The following is a 25899-nucleotide window of genomic DNA, read 5'->3' as shown; positions in this document are numbered from 1 at the left end:
TCTTATCGGGCAAAGATTAAATCCGCAACTACAAAATTAGTCAGTAGCGGCACTATTATATACAGAATCTCCCATTAAGAGTTAATGAATTTCTTACATAACCCATCCGTAAGCTACTCCGTCGTTGCCGGCACATACACAAGCTCCGGATCGATCGCATTGGCAAAAACAAGCGCCTCTGTTCTATAGCTCCTACCTTCTACGACGACATTTCCAGCACACCTGATCTTATACGCTGGGGTAAGCATCTGATATGTACCGCTCATGTAGAGGTACACCAACGATATCTCTTCAGCTGTGCACTCGGTCAATTCTGGGATCTCACCATCAGGCGTTGGAGGAGGATCACCTGCTGATTGTGCAGGTGTGTATGGCTCACCATATAATAAGGTACCATCAAGATCTTGAGGCTCCAATTGATAGAAATCCTTCGGATAATCATCTCGCCCGATCACTGATCCGAGACCAACTGTCGTAATAAGATCAACATTCTGTGCTGTAGAGAGATCGTAATTCATCAGATAGATCTGCCCCTCGAGTATATCTCCATCATCTTCAACAACCAGATAATCCGAATACTCTTCAAAGCCAGAGATGTGCAAAGGATACTTCCCAATCAGCCTGCTCGCCTCAATTCGATAAGTCGATCCATCCCTAGTCACATTGAAATCAGTGTAGCTGTACGACTGATCCCAATACTCATGAACAAAAGCAGTAAAATACTGTTCGAGATCCTCTCTGCTCAGATATCCACCAGCATTCAGGTCTGGATCTACAGCGCTCTCAAATCTAAAGAATACACGGTCGGTCAACGCGTTGTACTCAACCACATAGAAATCATCGCTCGGGTCATCTCTCCAGTAATACACAACATCCTCATACTCCTCGAGCTCCATCGAGCGTTTACCGATGCTACCCAGGAACGATTTCACAAGATCGACTTTATTCTCAAGTGCAAATTCGTAAATTGGCGCAGTCGTATCATCACCTGGGTCGAAATTTGTGTACTCAACTGTTTCCGGTATCTCCAACTGCTTGCCCGTCTCATATGTAAAAGGCTGGTCAACACTCCCTTTCGGGATTTCTGTCTCTTCACCACCAATTAGCTGCATAACAATTAGTGCAATAGCAATTACCAGCAACAGCCCTAGAGCTCCAAGCACCACGACTTTATTCTTTTTTATTATGTTGAGCAGCTTGTCCATATTTGATTCCTAACTAACATCCGCGGATATTACATTTCAACTCGTTATACCAATCTTTAGAGTTAAGCCATCTGGCACTTCGGCTTCGAGCTACACAAGCAGACTGGCTGCCGAAGCAGGTATCGATATGGTAGTGTGCCCCAGTCCAGCACCCGCTTCGTGGCAATCCGTAAGCCATTGTCGCTAACACTGTGCCCTGCTCAACAGGACCAGTGCCTACTGTTGGATTTGCGTGCATCACTTCATAGTAGATATTATCCGACGATCGGAAAACAACAGATCCACCATAATTTGCTCCACGGTTTGGTCCCCATGGGCAAGAGTTTGACGATCTCACACTCACAACTACACCATCGGTTGGCGCTCTGAATGGACCTGCACCTGTGCTCACATCGATTGCATATGTACCCATCCTGGCGTGTGAGTAGGAGCCGCGTGGTCCCTGCGTACAGATTGCACCTGCATTTATTGGACAGATCGCATCTTTGGTTGGGTCAATAACTACTGCATCTGGATCATCCGGGAATTCACCTGGCAATGGCTCGAGCTCGACTCCCTCGACTGGCGGCTGGACTGCATGTGTCTTGAGGCGGTTGGCAAGAGTGAATGGGCTTGAGATTACTGTACAGAGAAGTAGGAAGAAGAGAGCGACCGTTGCCATTAGGGCAAATACGCTCATATCGAGGATTGGTTTGCTTATTTTGACAAGGGCTGAGACAATTACATCCGTGATGACAAATGAGAGTACGGTACCGACTGGGCCGAGAGCCTTAAGTACTGTGCCAAATACAATCTTCACACCAGCCTCGACCAGCTGATAGAGCCCGATCTCACCTGCTCCGAACAGCTTAAGTGCAGCATTCCATTCTTTATTTTTTGACAATGCACCAAAGAATTGTACAACTTTACCTTGAAGTTTAAGTCTTTGCGCTCCGATTACCCCCTTATTTCCGAAAAATCTTTCAGGCATTGCGAATCTATGCGCCCACGCGACAGTAGACTCATATCCTCTAAATACTTTGTCATACTTCCTGTATAGTTCAGCGTAGCCAGAATCTTTTAGCGCTTCCAGAATCCCAAGAAAATCCCCATCCACCTTTTCCCACATAAACCTATGCCCCGTTACATTGCCCGCATCATCCTTCAACGCTTCGAAGTACTTCGCCAGGGAGCCTGTTGGATTCTGGATTTTATCGGGATCGAGCTCAGAAAGCATCTTGGTAATCCCTCGGCGCCTTCGTTGCTCTGCAAGGTAGTAAAGACCCTCACCATTCCACAATGTACTCTTGATCAAACTGCCTGGAGTCAGATAGTAGTAGTTCACTAGCCCTTGATATGCAGTTGGAAGGTGCGAGCGGCCTTGCAGGATAAATCCTTTAGCTTCTCCGACCTGTAACTTCGGGTTACCGTTCTTATCAACCCCCCAACGATCTTTCATCCTATATTTCATAGTGATCCCTCCCCAATCCCCTGGTGACATCACACCATCGGCATAGGAAGCACCAGTAAACAGCCCAGGTACAAAATTTGCCATGCTACCCCTTGAGCGGTACATCATTATCATATTTGCCATACGTGGACGACCACCACCAAACGGGTTGAACCCACTTTTTAACGTCTCCAACGCATAATCGATCTCTTGTACCCGTGGGTCATCCACTGCTAAACCTCGTGATATAAGACTATATCTGCTTGTTTTCAGCTTGGCCTCAAGCAAAAGCTTGGCCTCAGGAGCATTTTCATAGGACATCATCGGATTATTAAGTGGCTTTAGCCACTTAGTTTCAACCTCATTATGCGCACGATGCTTAACATACCGTTTTGCGTACATTGACTCCGCTTTATTTATCTGTCCCAAGAGGCCATCTATATCCGACTGAGATACACCTGGCTGTCCTTTGAGTGATGTAACAGCCTCTCTTGCTTTATCGTAATCAGGCTTTGAATAATCACCCGGCGATTTCGTCCTCTGCAATACATCTACAGCTGCTATTGTTCTCAGATACTTCTCCTTATCAGCTCCAGTCGAAAGCTGTGCCTTCGCCCAATAATTATCCTTCAACATCTCGCGGACACCGAAATTCGTTAAGTTGCCTGTTGCCGTATAATCAACTTTTCCATACCTTGAGGTATACTCTTTCGCAAACTCTTGATAGAATCGCTCACGAGCTGCCGGATCTGGTATGCTCTGACTAACAAGAGCATCTAGCTTTGTCTTCTGCGACGTAATTTTAGGCCATCCTGCTGCAGCGGCAGACTTGAGATCATTCTCAAGCCGATTGGCGTAACTAACTTCCTCCGGTTCCGTAAGTGTACCTGCTCTAAGCTTCAAGACTAAGTCTCGTTCCTTATCTTTAAGACCCTTCTCCAAGAGAAATTTTGAGTACTCATCTTGAGATTTAAACAGTGCACCAGACATTATGTGATCAGAAACATCGGATGCCGCTCCAGTCCATAAACGTGATACAGTCTGCCTACCCTCTTTCTGCTTTGCCACGCTCGCCACAAGTTTGGCGTTTAATTCCTCAGCCTCTTTGATCGACCGGCCTCCACTCTTAAGGAGCGCCGTTTCTGTCATTATTCCAAGACTTTCTTGATCGGTGTAAATACTCTTATCCAGATCCCATACCGAGCTTGCAAGCCGAGCTGCATCACTATTGCTGAGGTTGTTTTTCTTTGCCCACATATAGGTATTTGCTACCTCTGCACCACCACCAAGAAGCGCTACCGTAAGTGCCCACTTCCGTTCAGCACGTGCACCTTGAAGTGCCTTGTCGAGAAATGAGCTTGGAGACTGTATAAACTTGTTAAGGTCAGATCCACGGACCCTAATACGTCCAGCATTCTTATCCAGACCCTGCATCTTTTGCTTCTCGCTTTTATCAATATAAAGCTCTATCAGAGAAGGGTCTCCAAGGGTGGAGTTAAGCGAGTTTATGGCTGATTCACCCAGAAACACACCAGGCGCACCTGCCATGGTTGCAAGCGCGCCTGCGAGACCATCATTATAATCAATCCCATCATACTTAGGCGGCTTGCGTTTTACAGGCTTCTTAGGCTTGTTATTACCCAAAATAAAGCTCGACACCGAGGAGAACGAATTGGAGTATAGGTCTTTTCTTTGCGCCATTAAGTTATGCTCACATAATTATTTCAGAACAGTGGCCTGATTCTCTCAGCTTGGGAATTGGTCGAAAAACAGCTCATTAGCCCATCATGCCACCGACAATTGGAAGCTTGCCAAATGCACCCTTAGCAGCTGACTGCAGTGCCCCTGCAACACTCTTCCCACCAGTCTGCGGCAAGAACTCTTCAAGGAATTTAGGTGCCTCAGCCGCTACATATACTAGATAGATCGAGACTGCACCTTTCAGCAGCCACGCAAGCAAAACGGGGCCAGAGCCAACTGGAGCTGTCTGACCTTCTGCCAGAGAGGTAGGAAATCCAAGATTAATGTTTGCATTAAATACAAAAGCCGCAAGATTAAGGAAGAAAAACACAACAGTAAAAGTTAATGCATTTTTGAGGATTCGTCTAAACCAATCTCCGCGCATCTGAGATCTGCCAGGCAAGGCGGACATTGTTAAATAGAGTGGAGCCAATATTGTATCGATAAGTATACCAACATATGCCTTTAGAAGGGTAATCCATACCTTCACTGATCCAACCAGAACGATTCCGAGGATAACTAACACTATCAAGATGCCAACAAGACCTATAATAGCTAGTGTACCACCTGCCAATGGAGAGGCAGCTATACCCAGTGCTGCAATTCCACTATTTGCCAAGATCGATCCTGCTACTGTAGTTACTATTGTCGTTACACTTGCCGCACCAACAGTAACAATATTCCCAGAAATAAATGCGCTAAACACTGAAAGCGGCCCCGTGGCCGTTACACCATCTGTCGGATCAGCTAGGCCAAGAATACCAGCAGCTACATTTGTAAGCGTGGCGCTAAGATTTAAGACTAAACCGACTATGGCGAAACTGAATGTTACCAATATCAGGCATATTATGACCTGAGGAATTGTGTTGAATACCGTCACAGCCAGTTGACCACCTATTTTCTGCCTAAACATCATCATAAACCCGGCAACTATAAGCACTAGCACGAAGATAACGTAGGCAACATTTCTCACATTTTCCCAGAGCTGATCAATGCCGGTCGATATGAGTAAGTCATACCCAGACTGAGCATAGACGCTTCTATTTGCATATGTCTCGCCTGGCATCCACTGGGTCTGCATATGTGCGTAAAGGTTCTGTGTAGGCGGATTTGTAAGCATCTGTCTATTGTTATTATCAACGAGGGTCAGTAGACTTGTCTTTGCAGAAGGATGGATATTTGGGTTGGCAGCCACATCATCTGCATTCTCGAGACACTCCATACATGTAATCGAAAGTGCAACAATCGCGAAGTCTGTTGCCTGATTTTGTGCCAGATTCGCACTGTCTGTCACACCCTCTGACTCTGTCAGAGTATCAATCACAGCAGTCCCAGAAGTATAAGACTCTCCTGCGTCAACGGTTGCATTACCTTCGCCGTCTTGTGCATAGACAATTGGCGATACGACCTCCAAGCCTAGACCGAATGTCGCCACAAGCACCAGCGCACTGTTCAAAGCCCTCGACCTAGCTATCTTTCCTGCGAATTTGTATATCTTATATATTCGATCTACCATTTTGGGCGTTACTTAATATTAAAACTCCTCCTCAAGCGCGCTTCCATATGCTTCATACTTGAATGAATCTCCGGGCGTCATCTCTGCAGCCTGCCTTGAGAACTCTGCATACTCATTCTGATTCTTGATATAACAGTATACGTCAACAATCTTAGAATAATCTATACGTATTGTACACGGAGTTCTAAGCATAGTCACATTCCTGTCATCAACAGGGGAAGAATACACTGAAACCATTGCTTCTGCCATATAGTTGCTAGATATTCCTTCAACAAAATACTCAGTATCGCCAAACATCGAACCGACCTGGATGCCTGTAACAACCTGTAGCTGACAATCGCTGTCATTCGGCCTTAGTCTGCAAAGTATCTCATTGCCAAGCTGCTTTACGCCATGATACACATCAGAAACCCTGCGTGACCCAAGACATAGCTGATCTGTCTTACTAATATTGCGATATTGTGGAGAGCTGTTATCAACGCATTCATTTCGTAGCTCAGTCTCGACCTCACCAGTAGGTGGCTGGAGCGCCTTCCCAAAATATCTGGCCTCGGCAAATTTATTGCTGTTTGCAGGGCTAAGATAATCACCATCTGAGTTGGTACCTTTGAATCTGGCCAATGTCTTCTCGTTCTGATCACACACCTCTTCACCACCTGCGCAGATCTCTACTGCAAAGTCTCTCTTGGCATCAGCTGAGTCTTCTGAAACCTCCCTTGCTAGCTGTGGACGTAGCAAATTTGCCACGCCCATATTTACCTGCTTGAACTGCTCATACTTCTCCGCATCCGAGGCATCGCCATAATAGCTACCGCTCTCTGAGTGATAGGCTAGGACTCCATCTTTCATCTGCTTGTTCTGAATCAGGATCCGTTCACTCTCGGTCTTTCCTCGTACATCAGTTCCAGCAGAGTAGCCCTGGTTCTGATCTGGGCCATTGATCTCCCACGGCTCAATAACTGAGCTGGCCCGCACCTGGCACGGGGTTGCAGGGTTATTGTCACACCCTGAGCCTACATAGTTACCTAGATTCTCGTTAATTGAGGTGTTTTCTTCGGTAATATAACAGGCCGGATCCATCAAAATCACCTTCGCGCCTGCCGCGCAATCTTCACCGGTCGGGCTAAAATCCCCAGTACCAGCACCACGTACTGATGCTCGAACCTGTGTCACTGTCAGATCATTTTCTTCCACCTGCTCCATCAGGCTAGCAATATTTTGAGCCAGATATGGCTCCCGAATAACCTCATCCAGATTGCTCATGCTCGCGAGTGAAGGCTCGGCTGCAATTACTAGCTCTTTTACAAGACGATACTGCTCTTCGGTGATCTCTGGGACTTCCACATTTTCTCCGACCGTATTTCCCACCAACACTACTTCCTGTGACCCACCAGCCTCTTCGCTACTTGTGGATGCTTCTGCCGGGGCTTTCGCATCGCTATAAAAAGCATCGCTTTCATAGAAAAGGGCTACATAGCCGAGAAAAAGCAGTGCAAAGATGCCCAACAGAAAAAATAGTGAATTGCTTTTATCGAGTTTCAACATTCAATATTACAGAAGCTAAATTGCCAAATTGTACTGATTAGGCAAAAAGTTTACAAGGCTATAGGTGTGGGAACGATTAAGAATTAGCCTTGATTGAGCTGCAGGAGTCATCAGTTATAACCTCTATGAGACCCGACTAGTCAAAGAGCCCTTGTTTACGCCCTTCTTCTTGCCACGACCACTGTAAGCGACCAACAAAGTAGCCGCCCCAACCGTAAGCAAACCTCCACCAACCGCTGAAGCCACTACCAAGTTATCTTCAATACCGGTCTTCGGTGTAGTAATCTCGCTCCCAGTATCGACATCGGCAGGGCCACCACCCCCTACGCCACTTGTTGGAGACTCCGCATAGGTCGATGAGACCCCATAATCATTTAGCAAGGCTATTCGCTGGTAGCTGCTCCCACCCTCTGTAGGCGGATCGGCAGTCAAGGCTAGCTCACTATCCTCAATCTCATCACCTGTAATCGTGACTGGCTCAGAATTAGCGTATACAACCAATTCAGCTGTAACCTCATCTGTATCGCCTAACACATAGTACTCAGTGCCACTTTCGCTTCGTAGGTCGCCGATGCTTGCGATCCAAGCACCATTCTCATCAGGGACTACAGCTCCAAGCTGTGATGCACCTGCAGTACCTGCGCCATCAACATCATTTAGCTGCACAAGCACCACAACATCGTCATAACTCTCTAAGCCAGATACTGTGCCTTGGGCTGTACTAAATGGTGGTGGAGTGACCACTGTGTCAAATGTTTCTAGTTGATATGGCTCTCCGTTCAACGAGTATGTCTCGTCGCCCGAATGTATCTCAAAGTAGTATATGGTCTCAGGGGTAAGACCAGATATCTCGACTAGGTGTGATCTGTAATCTCCGCGCGATACCAAGGTGTCGCGAATGTCGATCGCCTCTTCGATCAGATCATCTTCATCCTCTCCATAGCTTACATAGCCCGGGACCTCATCTTCTGTAAGCCATACGACAGAGAAGCTGGTGTCATTTCGTGCAACAAGCTGTACCGACTGCTCACCGGTCACAACTACTGGAGCAGCACCATCGCCTGTTATCTCAACCATATCAACCCACACGATATCGGCGCGAATCAGGAACTGTCTTGATGCAGGGTCAAAGTCGTTAGATGGTGGCGGCTCCTCAGCAGGAGGTGGCTCTTCAGATGGTGGTGGTTCTTCAGATGGAGGCGGCTCTTCAGATGGTGGTGGTTCTTCAGACGGTGGTGGTTCCTCTCCTGGTGGCTGCTCAGCAATAATCGTCGTAATCTTTGACGCGCCAGGTAGGTAGGCCATCACATCGGTATCGGACTGAAGAGAAAATTCCGCAATAAGCATCCCCTCTTCGTCGAAAAGATCGCTAAATTTTCCTGTGACTCTCGAGCCCATCCCGTCATGCCCGATTGCCAGAAGCTCAACAGAGCTATCGCTGCTGACCTGTATTAATGAAGTACCATCCAGTGATCGGACTGAAGATAGATCCAAGATCCAGTTCCCTGTTGATTGCGGCACTGCTGAGACCGGCAGAGATTGAGTGGCACCAGCAACCACGAAGAAAATAAGTGCATCATCTCCATTCGCACCCTCTATTGTCCCATATGCTGGGAAGGGCACTGAGGCCTCATCGCTCACTGGGGCAGTGGTAAATCTAAATGCAGCTCCACCCTCTGCGGTATAATCCTGGCCATTTGAAGTGATTTTGAACTCATACTCTGTCTCTGGCTCGAGCCCAGTGACTTCAACAAAATGGGTCCTTCTTGAGCTTGCACCTCGCGGATCGGTGAAGACATCTCCGCTTTCGACCATCTTCACGCTGGAGCTAGCATCCACCGTCGTGGTCCAGCTCAATGTGACAGCGCTGGTAGTGAGGTTGCTGATAACTACATCCTCGGGAGTTGCTTCGGTGTCAGCGCTTGAAAACCATTGGACACCAGCATAGATGGCCAAAACCACTAGCGGAATGGCTAAAGCGACAAGTGTGAATCTGAATATATACCTTTTTTTCTGCCTAGGTGTGATGTACATTTCTGCTTTTATAATAGGAAACAGAGCAGAAATTGTCTACTCGTGTAGGATACTCACAGCGCAAGATATGGCTACTCCTTGGTGCCCTTGAACCCGCCAGTGAAGCTATCTACAATATCTGAGACCATACCGATGATCGAAGCTATCTTAATGACTGGAGTCACCACGTTATCCTGTACCTCTTCGACAGTGGTTTTTGTCATTGAGACAACTTCTGCTGCATCCTCTAGCACTAGATTGGCTTTCTTCACTGTATCCTGGAGCTCTGTAACAACTTTGGTTGTCTCGGCCATAGTCTTGGTGCTTTCCTTCAACAGGTTGGCAATTTGGTACATGATAAATACCAGGAACAGTGTCAGGACTGAGATAATAACCATCCAAAATTCTGCGGGAATCTGATTTAACATTTAACTAATCATGTAAATAATTTATTTCTACCTTGATTTTAATCTATTGTGCGTCGGGTGTCCAAAGTCCCTCACCTTCAACGATTCTCAAGAAGTATGAGCTACGGTTGTCGACCGGGAAGTCGAAACCATAAACCTGTGCAGTGCCATCAACATCTTCTTTCTGTAGGCCTTCGTAGCGGGCTTTGCTGGTTGACCAGCGCGATAGGTTCACTGCGGTGAGTCCCTCGGTTGAGTTAACGTCGTCAATTAGGCTTTCAGCTGTGTATTTGGATTCATCGCTACCGCTATTAACACCGATTAGGTTCCAGCCTGTTGCTATATACACTGGGACTGGCTCTGTAATTCGCTGACCACTTAATGAAATTAAGATGTCAAGATTGGCTTTAAACAGGTATCCCTCTCCTGGAACCAATGGGAAGTCCTCTGAGCCATAGTTGTCGCCTTCTCTATTCCCAACAATTCTCCAACGACCGGCTTCAAATTTCGCGATGGAGTAGAAACCATTGCTATATTCGGAATTCAGATAGGTCAGTAGATCAGAAGCTGTAGCCATATAGCTTGCGTTAACAAATGGGAACGAGACGAAATTGAATCCTTTCACCATCTGGTAGTCGAAGGTGGTATTTTGCTGTTGGAGCTCAAGCTCTCTACCATCCTGAGAGACCAGTAAATCAGTACCTTCTTCGTAGGTATTATTACCGTTTAGATCAGCGTAAAGGATATTTTCTGCTGCATCGGTTAATTCGAAGCAGTACTCCTGAGCATCGACAGCGGTACAATATATTCCACTATCATCTATAGCTACAGCGTTGTTTTGAGGAGACACTTTGACCGACCTACCCGTTCCCGCACCAAGCACAGCTGTGCTAGCTTCTGAGATGAGGTCAGACCCGTTGTCCAAAGATGAAGCTGTCGGACCAGTGCATGTATATTCACCTGAACGAACTTGTGGATAGCCGTTGATACACTCAGGGGTATTTTGACATTCATCCCACGGCATAGTCTTGGTATCTCCACCTAACGTAGTATATGTAGCCGTTTGTCCTTCAGTGAATTCACATGTTGTGCCATCGTTATTACACACGCTTCCGACGTTATTGGCGTCACATGAGACGGCATATCCACACCATGAGCCAGGATATATGTATCCATTTTGAGTATCACAGAAGCATCCGTTGCTGTCCGCGGGACACTGCTGGTTGTTACCTATCGGAGTAAGCGATCCAGCAGGCTGCGCTAAAGAATTGCAATTGTGGTCACCAGAGTAATGTTCGATCGAACCATCACCGCCTCTAGTTACACATATACACTCATTTCCATCAGGACATCTCTCACCAGCAGGCACAACAGCTTTCCACCAATATAAGAAGCTACCGGCTCCAATATCTGTACACATATAAGTTATGCCATTTGCCTCACCTACCTGCCCTTTACAATCACCACATCTCTGATTAGGCTCGACAGTGCATGTGTTTGTATACTCACTGCCGCTTGTCACGACTGGAGCAGGAGTTGATTGATTGATTGGCAGAGGTACAGGCTTAGGCTTGGCTGGACAAGTTGATGAAACCAGTGGCGCTTCACACTGTCCCGATGGAGTATACATCCATATATCCTCGCCACTTGGAGGTTTACAACACACAGGCTCTGTTGGCAACGTACCCGCCGTTGTCTTGCATTGGTTCTGAGTTCCCTCTTGCCAGCCTATTGGACATTCCCCTGTATAGTTCGTCAATAGCGATGGCACACCATGATACAGGCAACATACTTTTACAGCTACCTTGCCTTCGGAGATCGACTGTGTACACACCATCCCACACTCGACAGTCCCTTCACCGCACTTACAGCTAACACCATTCAAGTCTCCACACCACTCACCAGTATTACAGACATTATCTTCACCACACCTCTCAGTTGCATTGTCAGGCTTCTTGTTAGGGCACACAGATGGATTGGTAGGAGTACCAGACCCATTTCCAGAGCCTGAGCTACCACCCTCGGAGCCTCTCACATTACATCCTGCAGTGCAGCACTGATAATCACCAGAAATACAGAAATCTCCCTGCTTACATACTTCACCACCTACGCACACAGTTCCACAGTTTGGATCTTTCTTCTGGCAGTAGGAGCCATTACCCCATTCATTCTTACAATCACCACCTATGGTTCTATGCCCCATACCTACACAGTTATACTCACAGCCATCGTTAGAGCCAAATGCGCCTGTCTCAGTATAGGTTACAGCGCAGACTTCGTCGGTAAGCTGTACAGTAGGCTGGCCCTCTTGCCAGCTCGGGGTGTTCGGGTCGCCACAGTAGCCGCTTGCCTCCTGCTCCCACTTCGATTGGGCTTGAGATGCGCCATATACGGCTATAAAGCTGGCTTCATCAGCTGCATCAGCATGCAATTTTTTACCATTTGGACAGGTAAGATCCCATGCATATGCGGATGATGCTAGTCCACTTAATGGGGGTTCACCTTCAATTGCTTTCTCAACCTTATAATCTTCAATTAGCAGCATATCTTCAGCCGGAGTGTCCTCTGAAGGCGAGATTCGCTTCATGTAGATATCACCACTTGGGACATGAACTTCAACAACCTCTTTGTAGAGCTCTGTCTCCTCTTCCGGGATAGTTGAGAAGAATACCTCTCCCTCACTGTCATACAGTGTATTGAGGTCGAGATACCATGAGCCCTCATCATTTAATGTTGCTGAGATCCTATTGGTGAGAACATCTCCAAACGAATTCTCAACATAGAAGTAAACATTTGCATCGACGACTGGGATCAGGTCAGACATGGTCTCACCGGTTGCCACTATCTTGCCGTAGGCAGGGTCCGGTGTATCAATCTCGTCGGCTATTGCGGCTGTGGTAAATTCATTTGCACCATCATGGTCGGTTGCTCTGTAAAAGAAATTGCCAGTGCCAACCATAAAGTCATACTTTGTATCGGGCTCAAGACCGACTACAGTGACATGATGGGTATAGTATAGTCCGATCTCGTCGTCGGTCAGGTCTGGTAATTCAACAGATGCGCTTTCACTGCTTGCATTATTCACCTCCCACTCGGCTACATCTCTATCATCGAAATATACCTGCGTGCTCTGCATTACGCGGCTGGAATGGAAATGGGTAATTACCCCGTTTGACGATTACCTTGCCGGGTTCGGCTTCATCGCTTACCCACGAGATTGTCGCGGATGACGATGTCACATTGGTCACATTCACAACATCGGGAGCTTTGCTATTTACAAACCAGAAGCTGACCGCCGCGATGCCCAGCGAAAGTGCGATAATCCCAATTATTACGTATAACTTCTTCTTATTCATGCCGCTAACTCATAGTGCGTTAATAGTTTATTTGTAATCTGTAGATAGTATCAGAGTATCACAGTCCATAAAGGTTAGCCACCCGACCACCCGACCACTTGCGAAGCAAGTGGGTCGGGTGGTTAATAAGCCGTACAATTCTACGCATTATAGGTTAGCGCCCTACTCCATCGCCGGCTCCCAATTACCAGTACCTTCAGTGATTCTCACAAAGTATGAAGTATACTGATTTAATGGGAAGTCGAAGCCATATACATCGTACTCTCCATCTTCACCCATCTCCTTTTGCAATCCTTCATACCGTGCCTTCTCTGGTGGCCATCGTGTGACGTTGACCGCTGTAAAATCTGTCGTTTCATACTCGTTTAGGCTGTCAATCATGGATTCAGCCGAGTAAACAGCTGCATTACTACCGTAGATACCGACCAAGTTCCATCCTGGTGCGAAGAATACTGGCGCAGTATCGCCTTCAGTTTCATAAAGGATCTCCCGCCCCGTAAATGTAACCTCAGTATCCTGAGTTATTTTGAGCAGGTAGCCAGCACCTGGCACGAGCTGGAAATCATTTACATTGAACTCGCCACCATTTGCACCGACTACTTTCCAGGTGTCGTCAAATTTGGCAATCGAGAAAGCAATTCCGCCATACTCGTTGTTGACATACTCCAACAGGTCAGATGCCATCGGGTAATCTTCAGGGATAAATGGCAGGTGGATAAAGTTGAATCCAGCTTGCAAATCATATGTGTGTGCCTCAGCGGTCTGGGCGACATTTAGCTCCGATGGGTTAACTGAGATCTGAATGTCCGTACCCTCATCGTATGTACCATTTGCATTTTCGTCGATATACAGTATTACATTCTGATCACCTTCTCCGACAATTGCTTCATATGTTTGACCCTCATATTCGATCTGGTAAACACCTGCTTCACCCACATAGTAGACGCCTGCTGATGGATCGAAGAGGAACTCTTGGGATTCGGGGTTGGTTTGGGCGTACGCACTCTTCACCACTGATGGAGCCTGAAACATTTCATCGGAAACTTCACACTCGGTGTATTGATACAAGTTACAGATTGCTGCATATTCACCAGTAGAAGCCTCACTCAACGGCGCAAGTACCAGGATAACAATTGCTATTATTCCCACATGCAGTTGAGGCGAACTGTGGAGTTGAATACCGTCCAACCTCAGTCTCTGGCTTATAGTGATCGACACAGTTACCATCACATAAGCTTTCACATTCTGCCCTCGCATTACTACCAGTCCACTGAACCCCATCGTACCTGCCCGGTTCATCACCACCGGTAACAGGTGAAACGGGTATTGCTGTAGCATCTTCAATAGTTATCGGATCATCATTTGTCGGTGGTGGCGGTGTGACTACCGGAGGCTCCTGTACGACTGTTTCAGGTCCAGTTATTGGACATGGATTAGAACTGCTAGGCGAGCCACAGTTAACACCGGGTTGAGCGACGACTTCAGATGGCTCAGGATTGGAAGGAGATGGTGTCTGTGGAGGGAATATAATGGCAACCGCACAGTGCCGGATTAGAGCTGTCTAAAAATGTGCAAGTGCAGGCATTATACGGATTAGACCCTATCTGGATCGATGTGTTGTATTTGTTGTGGCAATTTCCTGACTGAGGGCTCGAACATGCCCCTGCTGGAGCAGTTGGACTACCACCAGGCTGCGAAGGAGCTCCAGGTGTCGATGATGTATCACCACACTTCGCTCCACCTACAGGCGAACTACCACTCGGACAGATGCCTGTCTTTCTTGTCTCACAACTACCTCCTCCAAAGTCATCGTCACCACCATACGAAGCTACAGTAGTCCCGTCGGCATCAACACAGGTAAACGCCTCACAGCACTCAGCATTTACTTCACCTGCTAAGAAATCAAAAGGCGCTCGTGCCTCAACCTCATCAGTTTCTAAGAACAGTATCTGCATCGGCGCATCCAGACTTGTAGGGTTATCGAACTCTTCAACCATACCATTTGGACCACCCTCGACCCATACCTTCTCATTTAAATCCTCTGTCACCTCTCCGACCTCATTGCCGAATTCATCTCGAGCATTTCCAAGGTCGATATACCATGATCCATTCTCAGCAGTTACCGAAGACAATACCTGAGATACTTTGTTACCGCCAAAATCCACTCTCATATAAAGCACTGAGTCAGTGCTCGATTCGTAATCATCACCTTCACCAGGTAGAACCACCTTGCCATATGATGGGTTTGGAGTGGCAAGCTGATCAAGCTGTGCGAAAGTAGTAAATTTGTCTGATCCACCAACGACACTCTTCTCCTTGTGGAAGAACCAGCCATTGCCTACCATAAAGTCGTACTCAGTTTCGGGCTTTAGATTTGTGATTGTGGCGTGGTGCACATAATACTCGCCATAGTTCTTGATCGTTACATCTGTCTGGACATCATCTGCTGTGGCGGCTGTGCCATCTGCAAGATTTTCAGCTGTCTGCTCGGATGCTTCAAGCTCTGCACGGGCACGATCTCTATCATCGAAGCCGGCGCGGGTACTACCATTAGTCGTGAGCTTAAGAGGGAGCATGTAGTTGCCCTCCTTTACTATCACTACACCAGTTGTAGCCTCATTGCTGACCCACGAGATGGAAGCGGAACGGTCAGTGATGTTGGTGACGTATAATTTGGATGGGCTTGTTTGCCAGTAGGTGTAGCCGAGAAAAGCCACAAACCCGCCAAATAACACGAGTGCCGAGACCACAACAACCTTGAAAAGTTTGCGATTGCGCATTGTTTGATAATAAGAACTTAATGTTTTCTTATTATCAAATTACAACAAACCGATAGTGGTTGCAAGACAGACTTGGTTAGACCATAGTTTTAGTAGCAGTTGTCGTAATCATCGTAACCATAATCGTACTCACCCGGGGCAGGCAACTCCTTCAAATGCTCGAGGCTATCATTCTCCGAGTAGTAGCTAGAATTACCCGCATCCTCGAAACGCCCAAGGTTAAATGAATCGGCATACATAATTTTCCACTCGCCATTCTCGATCTTCACGCGCAGCGAATCGCTTCGACAGCCATACTGCCTGTAACCATAGTCGTCGACAAATGAATAGCGCATATTTGCATACACATACATGCCAGTCCAGTAATCATAATTGTCATCGCTCCACCAAAGCTGGCGAGCATTGTCACCTAGCAGATACCAGTATTCAAATTCAGGTATCGAGGTGTATTCATAACTAGTCACTGTAATACCATCAAACTCCTCATCGCGCATAGCTCTGGTATTCTCAGACCAGAATCTCTCGTGAGCCTCTTTATAGTTACCGGCTTCCAAGGCTTCAGAGTAATCATCCAAGAATTCTCGCAGACCTTCTTCGGCATCCTCGACAAGACTCGATTCATCCTCGACAATCTTCTTCAGCTCCTGCTTATTGTATCTATCCAGAATGTTGAACTCCTGCCATAATTTTCTTTGGTCTTTAATCTCGTCATACCTCTGCTCAAGGTGTGCACCAAGCAATGTTCTAGAAAGCGGAGTCATCTCATCATCGTAATACATAGCCACAAGCACTGGGATAGCCTCATCAGAGAGAGTTGTCAAATATGATAGGTCAACCTTTCCGTCATTCTTAAACCGCTCATAGTTCATCTGCGCTACCACTAGATCAATTGGTGTCATAAAGTAGATTGCAATCGACGCCAATAGGACAGCAATCGTCCCAGCTGCAGCAAATTTCGCTCGCTCCTTCACCAGAAGCGCGACAGCCAACAGTAACAGCAAAATATCTATAACCAGGTAGATATAGTGTCCAGTCAATCGAAGTCCCGTGATCCCATAAGTTGATTCCACTAATCCCAAGCGCATGTGAGCCGAGATCGAGATGATGAATGTGAAAAGTAGAAGCAGAACATAATTAGTTGTGAAAAAGATCCTCTGCAGCTTGCCGACTGCATTTGTCTTGAGATTCAAAACATAGCCGATGCCGAACACGATTACTGCGACAATTAGCAGCTCCACAAACCCTCGTCGAGCATACTGCGCATATGTAAAGTTGGCATCCGAGCCAAGAATGTTCTGCTCGCCGGCAAATAGATAGTAGAACTGCACCGCGACGAAGAGGAAGAAGAGGACATTGATTAATGTCAGAAAGATTGAGACAGTGAAACCATCCCAGTTTCGCTTGATATCCACACTAGGTTGCTCTGTCTTACGGATATACTTTCTAAGTGCGGAATTCTCATTGTACAGCGAGAAGTTAAATACCATGAAGTAGATGGCGATCAATGCCGAGAAGATAGCCTTCACGACAAAGGATGTGAATGTTTCCCAATCTTTAAATATCTCGCCAAAGATCGACTCAAAGAACTCCATCACATATTTTGCAAAGACCCGGTCAGCAGCAGTGAACATTACTAAGAAAACCAACAGGAACGGCAATGCGACAGCTGTTCCCAGGAGTACACGCCTTATGACTGACCTGCTCCTCTCGGATTTGATGCCACCAAGCTTGATATTTTGAACAAAATTAACAATGTCGACAAACCAGGAGAATACCATGACAAACGGCAATACCATCGTCTTTAATATCCCCAGATTGTTTAGCATCTCAGGGTTAAACGCTGCGACATAAAGCATCGAGTAAACCATCGGTAGAAATATCACCCCAAGTGCTAGTGCTGCCGGATTAAGTCGGTATAGATATACAAAGGCTAGTGATAAGCCGAGCATAGCTGGAAGTGCATTCCAGCCGACTCTCTTCATAATTTCTTTGCCACCGAGGGTTAATAGAGGAAGTAGCACAACACCGATTGCTACGAGTGCGAAAAGTGAAACCGATACTCCAGGGACCTTCCAGAAGAATAGATATGCTGAGATAAGTCCAAGAAAGAGTCCAGAGAGTAATGCGTAAGTTGCATAGATGTTTGAGCCCTTACTATCGCTACCCTTAGTTACGCGACCTTCCTGCTTATCCTGGGACTCGTGGCTATTTTTAGCCTTGGTGGATTCATTCTTCCCGTTCATATGCTGCAACCTTATAAATAAAAGTTATATTCTACTGTTGAAGTATACGCCAGATTTATTTTTTCGTAACCTTAATGATAAAGGTTTCTTAATTTCTGCTATAGTCATAAGGAATAGCTCAATCGCTCAGACCCGATCGGGTCTGAGCTCTTAATCTCAGAGCAACTTAGGGATGACCGAATATGAAGAAAGTCTACATACCGCACAAAATCTCGACTGGGGATATTGCGAATCTATCAGATAGAGACAGCGATATATTGATTAATCAGGAAGATGTCGCACTCGAAGACACAGTAGAAGTCGACTCACCCTCAGGAAGTTTTCTCGCGACTGTTGTTTTCATTGACAAGGCCACTGTTGAGATAGAGGTGATGAAGCAGCTTAGCAAAGAAATTTCGCAAATGCCGCGATCGAGTCACAAAATTACTGTCATGCAAGCAGCTTCAAATGAGAGCAAGTTCAATTTCTTCCTAGAGAAAGCCGTGGAGCTTGGGGCGACACAAATTTTACCGATTCACTCCGAGCTTTGCCTGCTGAAATTCGAGAAGTATCAGAAGAAAGAGGGCCTCTGGTCGAAAATTGTTAACGATGCGGTGATACAAAGCCGTACCACCACTCCACCACAGCTAGAGCGATTGCAAAAGCTAGAAAATCTTCGCCTACCTCAAGCTAGTAGCGAGATCCGCATCGCCTTGAGCACAGAGCCGATGGATACCACTTCCATATATGAATACGTCAATGAAAAGCACAGCAGCTCCGATTTCACCATAGCGATTGGTCCGGAAAAGGGCTGGAGTGCAGCAGATATCGCGAAATTGCGAGGACTAGGCTTTCAATTCGTTAACCTGAAGGGAAATATGCTGAGAACCGAGACTCCTGCACTGATGCTAATCTCTATAATTAAGTACGTGCAAAAAGCCCTCTAGTATAATATAATCACAACAATAATATTGGGCTTACCCAATTTAGTAAAACAGCAATGAAAAGAACTAGGTCAAACTACAAACAGAAGCGAGGAAAGCAGCAAGAGGAGCGATTTTTCACAAAAGAAGAGATCTTCTTATCACGACTCGCAAGCATTCTAAAAATGTCGAAAAAAGATGTGCGCAACCATTTTAGCCAGCGCACGGTATCCACTATTCGCCTGAACAATCTCGCAGCTAACCCAGACGATATTGAGAAAAAGCTGCTATCCAAAGGGATACAGCTCGAGCAAGTTCCATGGTCGAAGCATACTTTTATAGTCACGAATAAAGATAAATCTGAGCTGGGAAAGATGGAGGAGTACCGCAAAGGGCTTTTCTACATCCAGAATTTATCAAGCATGCTCCCTGGAGTGATCCTCAACCCAAGCGAGGGCGATTATGTGCTCGATATGTGTGCAGCACCGGGCAGCAAGACCACACAGCTCGCAGCAATGATGAACAACAAAGGCGAAATTATTGCCAACGACGAGAATTTTCAGCGACTTAGTTCTTTGAAGCGAGTTCTTAGCGAATTCCATGTCACCAATGCAAAAGTAACCATCGGTGATGCAGCCAAGCTTGGCCACACCCACCAGAATAAATTCAGCAAGATTTTGCTCGACGCCCCATGTAGCGGCGAAGGGATGATCTACCTGAAAGGTGAGAAGCCGTTGCGATTCTGGAATATAAAGAAGATCAAGGCAATGGTCAAAGTACAGGAACGATTGATATTATCAGCATTTGATGCACTCAAGCCTGGTGGCGAGATGGTGTACTCAACATGCACATTGGAGCCAGATGAAAATGAGGGTGTTGTCACTAGGCTTCTAAGGTTGCGCAAGGATGTAGAGATTCTTGAGATCCCTATCACAGGTGATGCAAAATTTGATGATTATCGATCGTTTGTGACTTCAGGAATTACGAAATGGAGCGGCAATTTCTATGACCGAGAGCTTAGGAAGGCAATCAGGGTTATTCCTGGATCAAGGATGCAGGCATTCTTTATAGTGAAAATAAAGAAGGTCGTATAGCCCTACTTATAAATAGCTAATTAGAACGGCAGGCACCCCGTATCTCCTCCCATGAATACCCGTAACATATAAGTTTCTTGCAGATATCCTTCCCCAACTGTTTGTAAAAATGGGTTGGGATTATAATGAAAGGCCTTTCATTGTCACAATTACACCGACGTACTGGATGAACATACTTGTACTGATGTTTTCCTTTCCCGACATTCCTCTTTCTAGTAAAATCTAATGATTCAAGTAGTCTAATACACTCCTTAGTGCTATTTGGGAGCTTGATATCATTTGGCATAGTTTAAATTTTCGGGAATTTTTACATCCGTGATTCTGACTTTTTCGCCATTCTGGAGAGTTATTTCCCCGTAATCATTCATTCTTTTAGCGAAATATGTAGGTACATCAAAGTACACTAAAAGAGTCTCATATGTCTCCTTTAAAATCTCTTCATTGGAGTATCCAGTTACTACGAAAGCTGGCAGATCGGGTGATGTCGCCCATGTCAGCCCAGTTGTACGATCCGTTTTGAACTCGAGCCTAATACTGTTAGGGATATTTAGTGGGGGTAACTCCATTTTGAGGACACCATATTTAATTGTATCTATTATTTCCGGTATGTCCATCATCTATTTATTGTATCTAGACAACATAAATTTAGCAACAAATTTAACGGATGTCAATACTATAGGGTGTAAACCAATACAGGAGAGTTAAAATAAGACTGCACCCCACCTGTTTAGGCAGAAGCCTGACCGGAAGCTAACTATAATATTCTTAGTCTATTCCGCCTCAACTATCCCGTCGAGGTCTGTCGTTATATCTACCACATAGCTTTTATGAGAATGGAAAAGGGTATGCTTCACAACTAATGGTATAAAAAGGGACAGTCCGTATCTCTGTAAGATCTAAAGGTTTGACTATTCAGATATAAAAAAGAACCCCCAGTCACCAGTACTGGGGGTAGGTTGTGCAATTCTAACAGTTAAATATCTACTTCTCAAGCCTTATAGACTGTAGCAAATTAATAAAGCGCTAAAGAATCCTCTACTCTACATATACACCCCTTTATACCCATTCGACCGAAGATACCCCAAGTGAATCTGATGGCAAAGCCCAGGATATGCTGACTGAAACAGTTCTAGCTTTACTCCATCCTTAAACCGTACTGTAAACAGAGCATAAGGGGACCCAAATGCCCAAAGTTCGCTTCGAAAAATCCAGCCTTTACCACTCCACACTTTCTCATACCACGATAATTCTGACATTGGTAATAATGTTTGGTAGTGCAAAGGATCGACAATCAGATCACCAGGTGATGCTTTGGCAGTAAGTATGCTATCGACTAGCTGCTCCCTTAGCGGATAACCAACCCGAGCGACGTCAACATACACTTCAATCCCATGCTCTCGCTCACAGGGTGCCACATCACAAAAAACAACACCGGCGTACTTATACACCGGTGTCTCTTCGAATCTTAAGCTTGGCCCCTTACCATCCCCACGTACCTCAACCACTCAGCCTAATACCTATTGTAATCCCTACGGCCACCATCTCGGTCGCCATATCCGCCACGGCCTCGACCTCCACGTCTATCTGAGCCACCACGTGACCCACCATATCCGCCTCGGCCTCCGCGATCTCCGCCGCGACCATCTCGGTCACTGCCACTATCGCCACTGCCATCATCTGCTGGACCACGATCTTTGTTGCTCTCGAGGCCCTTCATTGTAAGCTTGATCTTGCCATTATCTTCAACGCCGAGTACAAGCACTTCGACCTGCTCGCCCTCTTTTACGAAGTCGCCTGCGTCGCGTACATACTTGTCTGACATCTCGGATACATGTACCAACCCGGTTACTCCTGGTACTAGCTCTACAAATGCTCCGAAGTCTGCCAATTTCTCTACGAGACCCATGTAGGTTTTCCCTACTTCAGGTACGAATGCAAATGGCTCAACAGCTGCTTTAGCCTTGGCCAGTGATTCTGCATCCATAGCGAAGATGTTTACTGTACCATCCTCTTCAATGTCGATCTCTGCGCCGGTATCTTCACCGATCTTCTTGATATTCTTGCCACCTGGGCCGATCAATTCACCGATCTTGGCTACAGGGATCTTTACCACTTCAACTTTAGGTGCGAATTCAGAAAGCTGCTCTCTAGGAGCTGAGATTGCGCTGTTAATCTGATCAAGAATCTTCAATCGTGCTGCTTTTGAGTCGGCAATTGCTTTCTCAAATACCTCGATTGGGAGACCCTTAGCCTTGGTATCCATCTGCACCGCAGTTACACCATCAACTGTACCTGTTACTTTGAAGTCCATGTAGCCATAGAAGTCTTCTACACCCTGGATATCTACCAGTGTGACGAATTTTTCTGGAGTTTCCTCGTCGAACATAACGCCGACTGCGACACCTGCGACAGGCTTCTTGATAGGTACGCCTGCATCCATCAGGGCAAGTGTCGATCCACATGTTGAGCCCATTGAGCTCGAGCCCTCTTCAGACATGATCTCGCTCATGAGGATAATCGTGTATGGGAACTCTTCCATCGATGGAAGCACTGGGAACAGAGCCTTCTCAGCCAATGCACCATGACCAACCTCACGTCGACCAGGCATATAGTTCACACGCCCGGCTTCACCGAAAACGTAAGGTGCTTCAACATAGTAGTGCATATATCTGCGGCTGTCCTCACCAGTCATGTCGTCAACGATCATCTGACTTCGTGAGCTACCAAGAGTTGCAACTGTTAGCACCTGTGTCATACCTCTTGAGAACAATCCTGTACCATGAGTTCGTGGCAAGAGTCCTACCTGTGTATCGAGTGGTCGGATCTCGTCCAATGCTCGACCATCTACTCGCTTGCCTGTTTCCAAGACAACCTTTCGAGTAAGCTTCTTAGCAAGCTCGAAGTAGGTCTCTGTGACCTGTCGCTTCGAGTACTCGCCAGAGAACTCTTCAAACATCCTCTCCATAAGCTCTTTTGGACCGCCCTTATCATATGCACGATCGGCAAGTAGAGCATCGATCTCTTTGCCATATACTGCCATAGCTTTCTCTACGAGTGCTTCTGGCAAGTCAAATGACTCATATTCAGCCTTCTTAACTTCACCAACCATCTCTACGAACTTGTTCTGTGCCTCAATCCATGGCTTCATCAGCTCCAAACCGTGCTTCATTGCATCGATCATTGTATCTTCAGGTAGCTCATATGCATTTGAGTCGATGTTGGTGAATGTCTCACCATCACCACCTACTACGAGGTTTAATGTTGAGGTTCCGAGGTCATCTCGGTCGGTATTGCTGTTAAATGCTGTAAATTGACCATCAACATATCCAACGCGTACTCCCGAAACTGGCTCATCAATAGGAGCTGGTGAGATCAAGAGTGCTGCAGATACGGCGTTGATGCCCAAGATAAGTGGATCGTACATAGGATCGTAAGAAAGCACCTTTACAATGATGCTTACTTCGTTTCGATAACCCTTAGGAAATCGTGATCGAACCGTGCGGTCGATCATTCTTGCCTTCAGGATCGCGTCATCTGTAGGGAATCTCTCTCGCTTCACAAATCGTGAGCCAGAAATCTTGCCTGCTGCGTACATTTTCTCCATGTACTCAACGCTCATTGGGAAAAAGTCTGCATCTGTCTTGGCCTCGCCAACGTTTACAGTTGCTAAAATTGAAGTATCGCCCATCTTGGCAAATACTGCGGACTGCGACTTTCGTGCTAGCAGCCCTGTCGAGAATGAGCAGTTTACACCCTCAATCTGAAATTCGTATTTCTTCTCGTCAAACATTTAAATAATATTTTGAATAAATTAATCTTTACCGCCCCCGCTAACCTATAACGCGTAGATCACGCACTTTTCATTAACCGAGCAACCAGAGTGTAGCTCACAAAGGCTCATCGTTTAATAAATCCCGCATTATACTTGCTCATTAATTTTACTTGATGAGCCGTGAAATGCCACGCATTATAGGTTGGCGGGTGCATCTTTGGTGGAAGTTATAAAGGGAAGTGTAAAAAAGCCCTTGTTAGAGCTTTAGTTCCTTCGCAATTTTTGTATATCTCTCAGGATCGGATGTCTTAAGATACTCAATAAGCCTTCTGCGCTTACCTACCATCTGAAGCAATCCTCGTCGTGAATGGTTATCTTTCTTGTGATCTTTTAGGTGCTCGCTCAATTTGTTGATCTTCTCGCTCAGGAGCGCAATCTGAACTTCAGGTGAACCAGAGTCACCCTCGTGGAGGGCATACTTAGCAATAATCTGGTTTTTCTCGTCTCTGGTAAGTGACATATTCCTTATAATCTAACATAAATTTCGCACATAGCACAATAGCAGTGCTTTAGATGAGATTTCATCATTGGACAGATTAACGTAGAAAATATACCCTAGAAATCAGCTTTTGTCAATAATTATAGGCTACTCCGGGGGTCCATCGGCTCTCGCTGCCAACAGATAGCTGCTCGCCGACACCCGCGATTATCCCTGTACCTGAGGCACTGCCTCAATCCGCTTCGCACCAAACCGTATCTGGTACAGGTCTTCTACCACTTTCGCGAACCTATCCTTGAATTGACTTGGAGGCATATCCTCAACCACAAATTGCGCATGCGCCGCTGTGCCATCGCCACCAAACACCTTGGCGATCTTCTCGGCTGAGTACTTCTCGGTTGCATTTGATTCAACCACTACACTGAGTCGATCCTTGGTAAATTCATACACTGCGAAAGCAATATCGTATTGGCTCGAGACATTGAAGATGAGGCGCCCCTTGAGCAGTTCCTGAGTCTGAGACACCGTAAGCTCTCCCAGGTCGTTGCTATCCAATATCGACCACACCACACGGTTATCATCATCATTCTCGACATTAAACATCTGCTTTCGATACACATCGAGAAGTGAAGGATCTTTCTGATAGTAGGCTTTCTGCATCAGGTTATTCACATTGATATTTCGACCGGCAGCATCACCAAGTAGCATCCATACATTGAAGTTGGCTCCGCCTTCGGCTATCGCACTCTCTTCAATTACGCCTGTGACAATTGTGCTGAGCACTTCCTGATCTGCTGTATCTTTGACTAATTCATACAATTTGACCGAGTAGCCCGACTCATCAACGCCGATAAACATATCGCCGAGCGAATCAATCCCCTGTGCAAATGAGATTACTTTATTATCTTTGAAAATATAGCCATTCTTCTCGTAAACACGACCCATGTCCTTGAAGCTTGTAATCTTCATGGTCATTGTGAGGTCGTAGTTGCTACCCTCGGTCGAGTACTCCACATTATCAAAATCAAACTGTCCGTCGGTTGGGATGATGAAAAACTTCAGCTTTCCTTCTTTCTCGTCTGGGTCGTATGTAATTTTCTCAATTCCTGTTTTGGAGTAGTCGATGCTAATTACATAGCTTAGAGGCTTCGGGTCGGAGGCGAATGAAACTGAATTTTCCTCGAGCTTCTTCTTAAATTCAGGTCTGATTTCATTAAGATGAATTAGGTCAATCTTGGTATCGAGCTGTTTGGCAAGTTTATCAAGCGCGACGACGAAATATACATGGTCCATTTCGGTTAATTCGTCCACGCAAAGGGCAATTTTCTTGGCTTTCTTTATTTGTGAAATGAATTCTTCACCGCTCATTGTTTGATGGTTTATAGGTAATGTATATGG

Annotated in this window: 18 protein-coding genes; 2 read left to right on the top strand and 16 right to left on the bottom strand. The window is 46.1% G+C overall.

What is annotated here, in order from left to right:
• Nucleotides 1-113 precede the first annotated feature (113 nt).
• The 11 genes from QY318_02775 to QY318_02725 form a co-directional block, all read right to left on the bottom strand.
• Complete coding sequence (locus QY318_02775) at nucleotides 114-1205, bottom strand: hypothetical protein (protein ID WKZ30749.1); 1092 nt, start codon at nucleotides 1203-1205, stop codon at nucleotides 114-116.
• 13 nt (nucleotides 1206-1218) lie between these two features.
• Nucleotides 1219-4335, bottom strand: a complete 3117-nt coding sequence (locus QY318_02770; GenBank protein ID WKZ30748.1) for a hypothetical protein — start codon at nucleotides 4333-4335, stop codon at nucleotides 1219-1221.
• Nucleotides 4336-4411: 76 nt separating this feature from the next.
• Nucleotides 4412-5890: a hypothetical protein gene (locus QY318_02765; GenBank protein ID WKZ30747.1), complete on the bottom strand. Its 1479-nt coding sequence runs from the start codon at nucleotides 5888-5890 to the stop codon at nucleotides 4412-4414.
• An 18-nt stretch (nucleotides 5891-5908) separates the two neighbouring features.
• A complete protein-coding gene (locus tag QY318_02760) occupies nucleotides 5909-7435 on the bottom strand; it encodes a hypothetical protein (GenBank protein ID WKZ30746.1) in 1527 nt (508 codons plus the stop codon).
• Nucleotides 7436-7558: 123 nt separating this feature from the next.
• Complete coding sequence (locus QY318_02755) at nucleotides 7559-9469, bottom strand: fibronectin type III domain-containing protein (protein ID WKZ30745.1); 1911 nt, start codon at nucleotides 9467-9469, stop codon at nucleotides 7559-7561.
• A gap of 71 nt (nucleotides 9470-9540) precedes the next feature.
• The gene (locus QY318_02750; GenBank protein WKZ30744.1) at nucleotides 9541-9876 is read right to left on the bottom strand and encodes a DUF948 domain-containing protein; all 336 of its coding nucleotides are present in this window, start codon (nucleotides 9874-9876) and stop codon (nucleotides 9541-9543) included.
• A gap of 43 nt (nucleotides 9877-9919) precedes the next feature.
• Nucleotides 9920-12991, bottom strand: a complete 3072-nt coding sequence (locus QY318_02745) for a fibronectin type III domain-containing protein (protein WKZ30743.1) — start codon at nucleotides 12989-12991, stop codon at nucleotides 9920-9922.
• The gene (locus QY318_02740; GenBank protein ID WKZ30742.1) at nucleotides 12963-13211 is read right to left on the bottom strand and encodes a hypothetical protein; all 249 of its coding nucleotides are present in this window, start codon (nucleotides 13209-13211) and stop codon (nucleotides 12963-12965) included. The genes QY318_02745 and QY318_02740 overlap by 29 nt, the downstream gene beginning before the upstream one ends.
• A gap of 162 nt (nucleotides 13212-13373) precedes the next feature.
• Nucleotides 13374-14549, bottom strand: a complete 1176-nt coding sequence (locus tag QY318_02735; GenBank protein WKZ30741.1) for a hypothetical protein — start codon at nucleotides 14547-14549, stop codon at nucleotides 13374-13376.
• A 152-nt stretch (nucleotides 14550-14701) separates the two neighbouring features.
• On the bottom strand, nucleotides 14702-15991 hold the full coding sequence (locus QY318_02730; GenBank protein ID WKZ30740.1) for a fibronectin type III domain-containing protein: 1290 nt from the start codon (nucleotides 15989-15991) through the stop codon (nucleotides 14702-14704).
• 89 nt (nucleotides 15992-16080) lie between these two features.
• Entirely contained in the window at nucleotides 16081-18234 is a 2154-nt protein-coding gene (locus QY318_02725) for a DUF4173 domain-containing protein (protein WKZ30739.1), read from the bottom strand.
• Between the two features lie 182 nt (nucleotides 18235-18416).
• On the opposite strand from QY318_02725, the gene QY318_02720 reads away from it, so the two are divergent.
• Complete coding sequence (locus QY318_02720; GenBank protein ID WKZ30738.1) at nucleotides 18417-19160, top strand: RsmE family RNA methyltransferase; 744 nt, start codon at nucleotides 18417-18419, stop codon at nucleotides 19158-19160.
• A gap of 53 nt (nucleotides 19161-19213) precedes the next feature.
• Entirely contained in the window at nucleotides 19214-20230 is a 1017-nt protein-coding gene (locus QY318_02715; GenBank protein ID WKZ30737.1) for an RsmB/NOP family class I SAM-dependent RNA methyltransferase, read from the top strand.
• A 275-nt stretch (nucleotides 20231-20505) separates the two neighbouring features.
• Here QY318_02715 and QY318_02710 read toward each other — a convergent pair whose 3' ends face one another.
• The 5 genes from QY318_02710 to QY318_02690 all read right to left on the bottom strand — a co-directional run bounded on the left by QY318_02710 (nucleotide 20506) and on the right by QY318_02690 (nucleotide 25869).
• Nucleotides 20506-20847: a hypothetical protein gene (locus tag QY318_02710; GenBank protein ID WKZ30736.1), complete on the bottom strand. Its 342-nt coding sequence runs from the start codon at nucleotides 20845-20847 to the stop codon at nucleotides 20506-20508.
• 423 nt (nucleotides 20848-21270) lie between these two features.
• On the bottom strand, nucleotides 21271-21645 hold the full coding sequence (locus tag QY318_02705) for a hypothetical protein (protein ID WKZ30735.1): 375 nt from the start codon (nucleotides 21643-21645) through the stop codon (nucleotides 21271-21273).
• A gap of 95 nt (nucleotides 21646-21740) precedes the next feature.
• Nucleotides 21741-24020, bottom strand: coding sequence for a polyribonucleotide nucleotidyltransferase (locus QY318_02700; protein ID WKZ30734.1), 2280 nt, complete (start codon nucleotides 24018-24020; stop codon nucleotides 21741-21743).
• Nucleotides 24021-24258: 238 nt separating this feature from the next.
• Complete coding sequence (gene rpsO / locus QY318_02695; GenBank protein ID WKZ30733.1) at nucleotides 24259-24522, bottom strand: 30S ribosomal protein S15; 264 nt, start codon at nucleotides 24520-24522, stop codon at nucleotides 24259-24261.
• 186 nt (nucleotides 24523-24708) lie between these two features.
• Nucleotides 24709-25869: a hypothetical protein gene (locus tag QY318_02690; GenBank protein ID WKZ30732.1), complete on the bottom strand. Its 1161-nt coding sequence runs from the start codon at nucleotides 25867-25869 to the stop codon at nucleotides 24709-24711.
• Nucleotides 25870-25899: the final 30 nt, after the last annotated feature.

The organism is Candidatus Dojkabacteria bacterium (assembly GCA_030583845.1).
Taxonomy (GTDB): domain Bacteria; phylum Patescibacteriota; class Dojkabacteria; order SC72; family JAHDCA01.
This window is presented reverse-complemented; position numbering and strand designations above follow the sequence as displayed.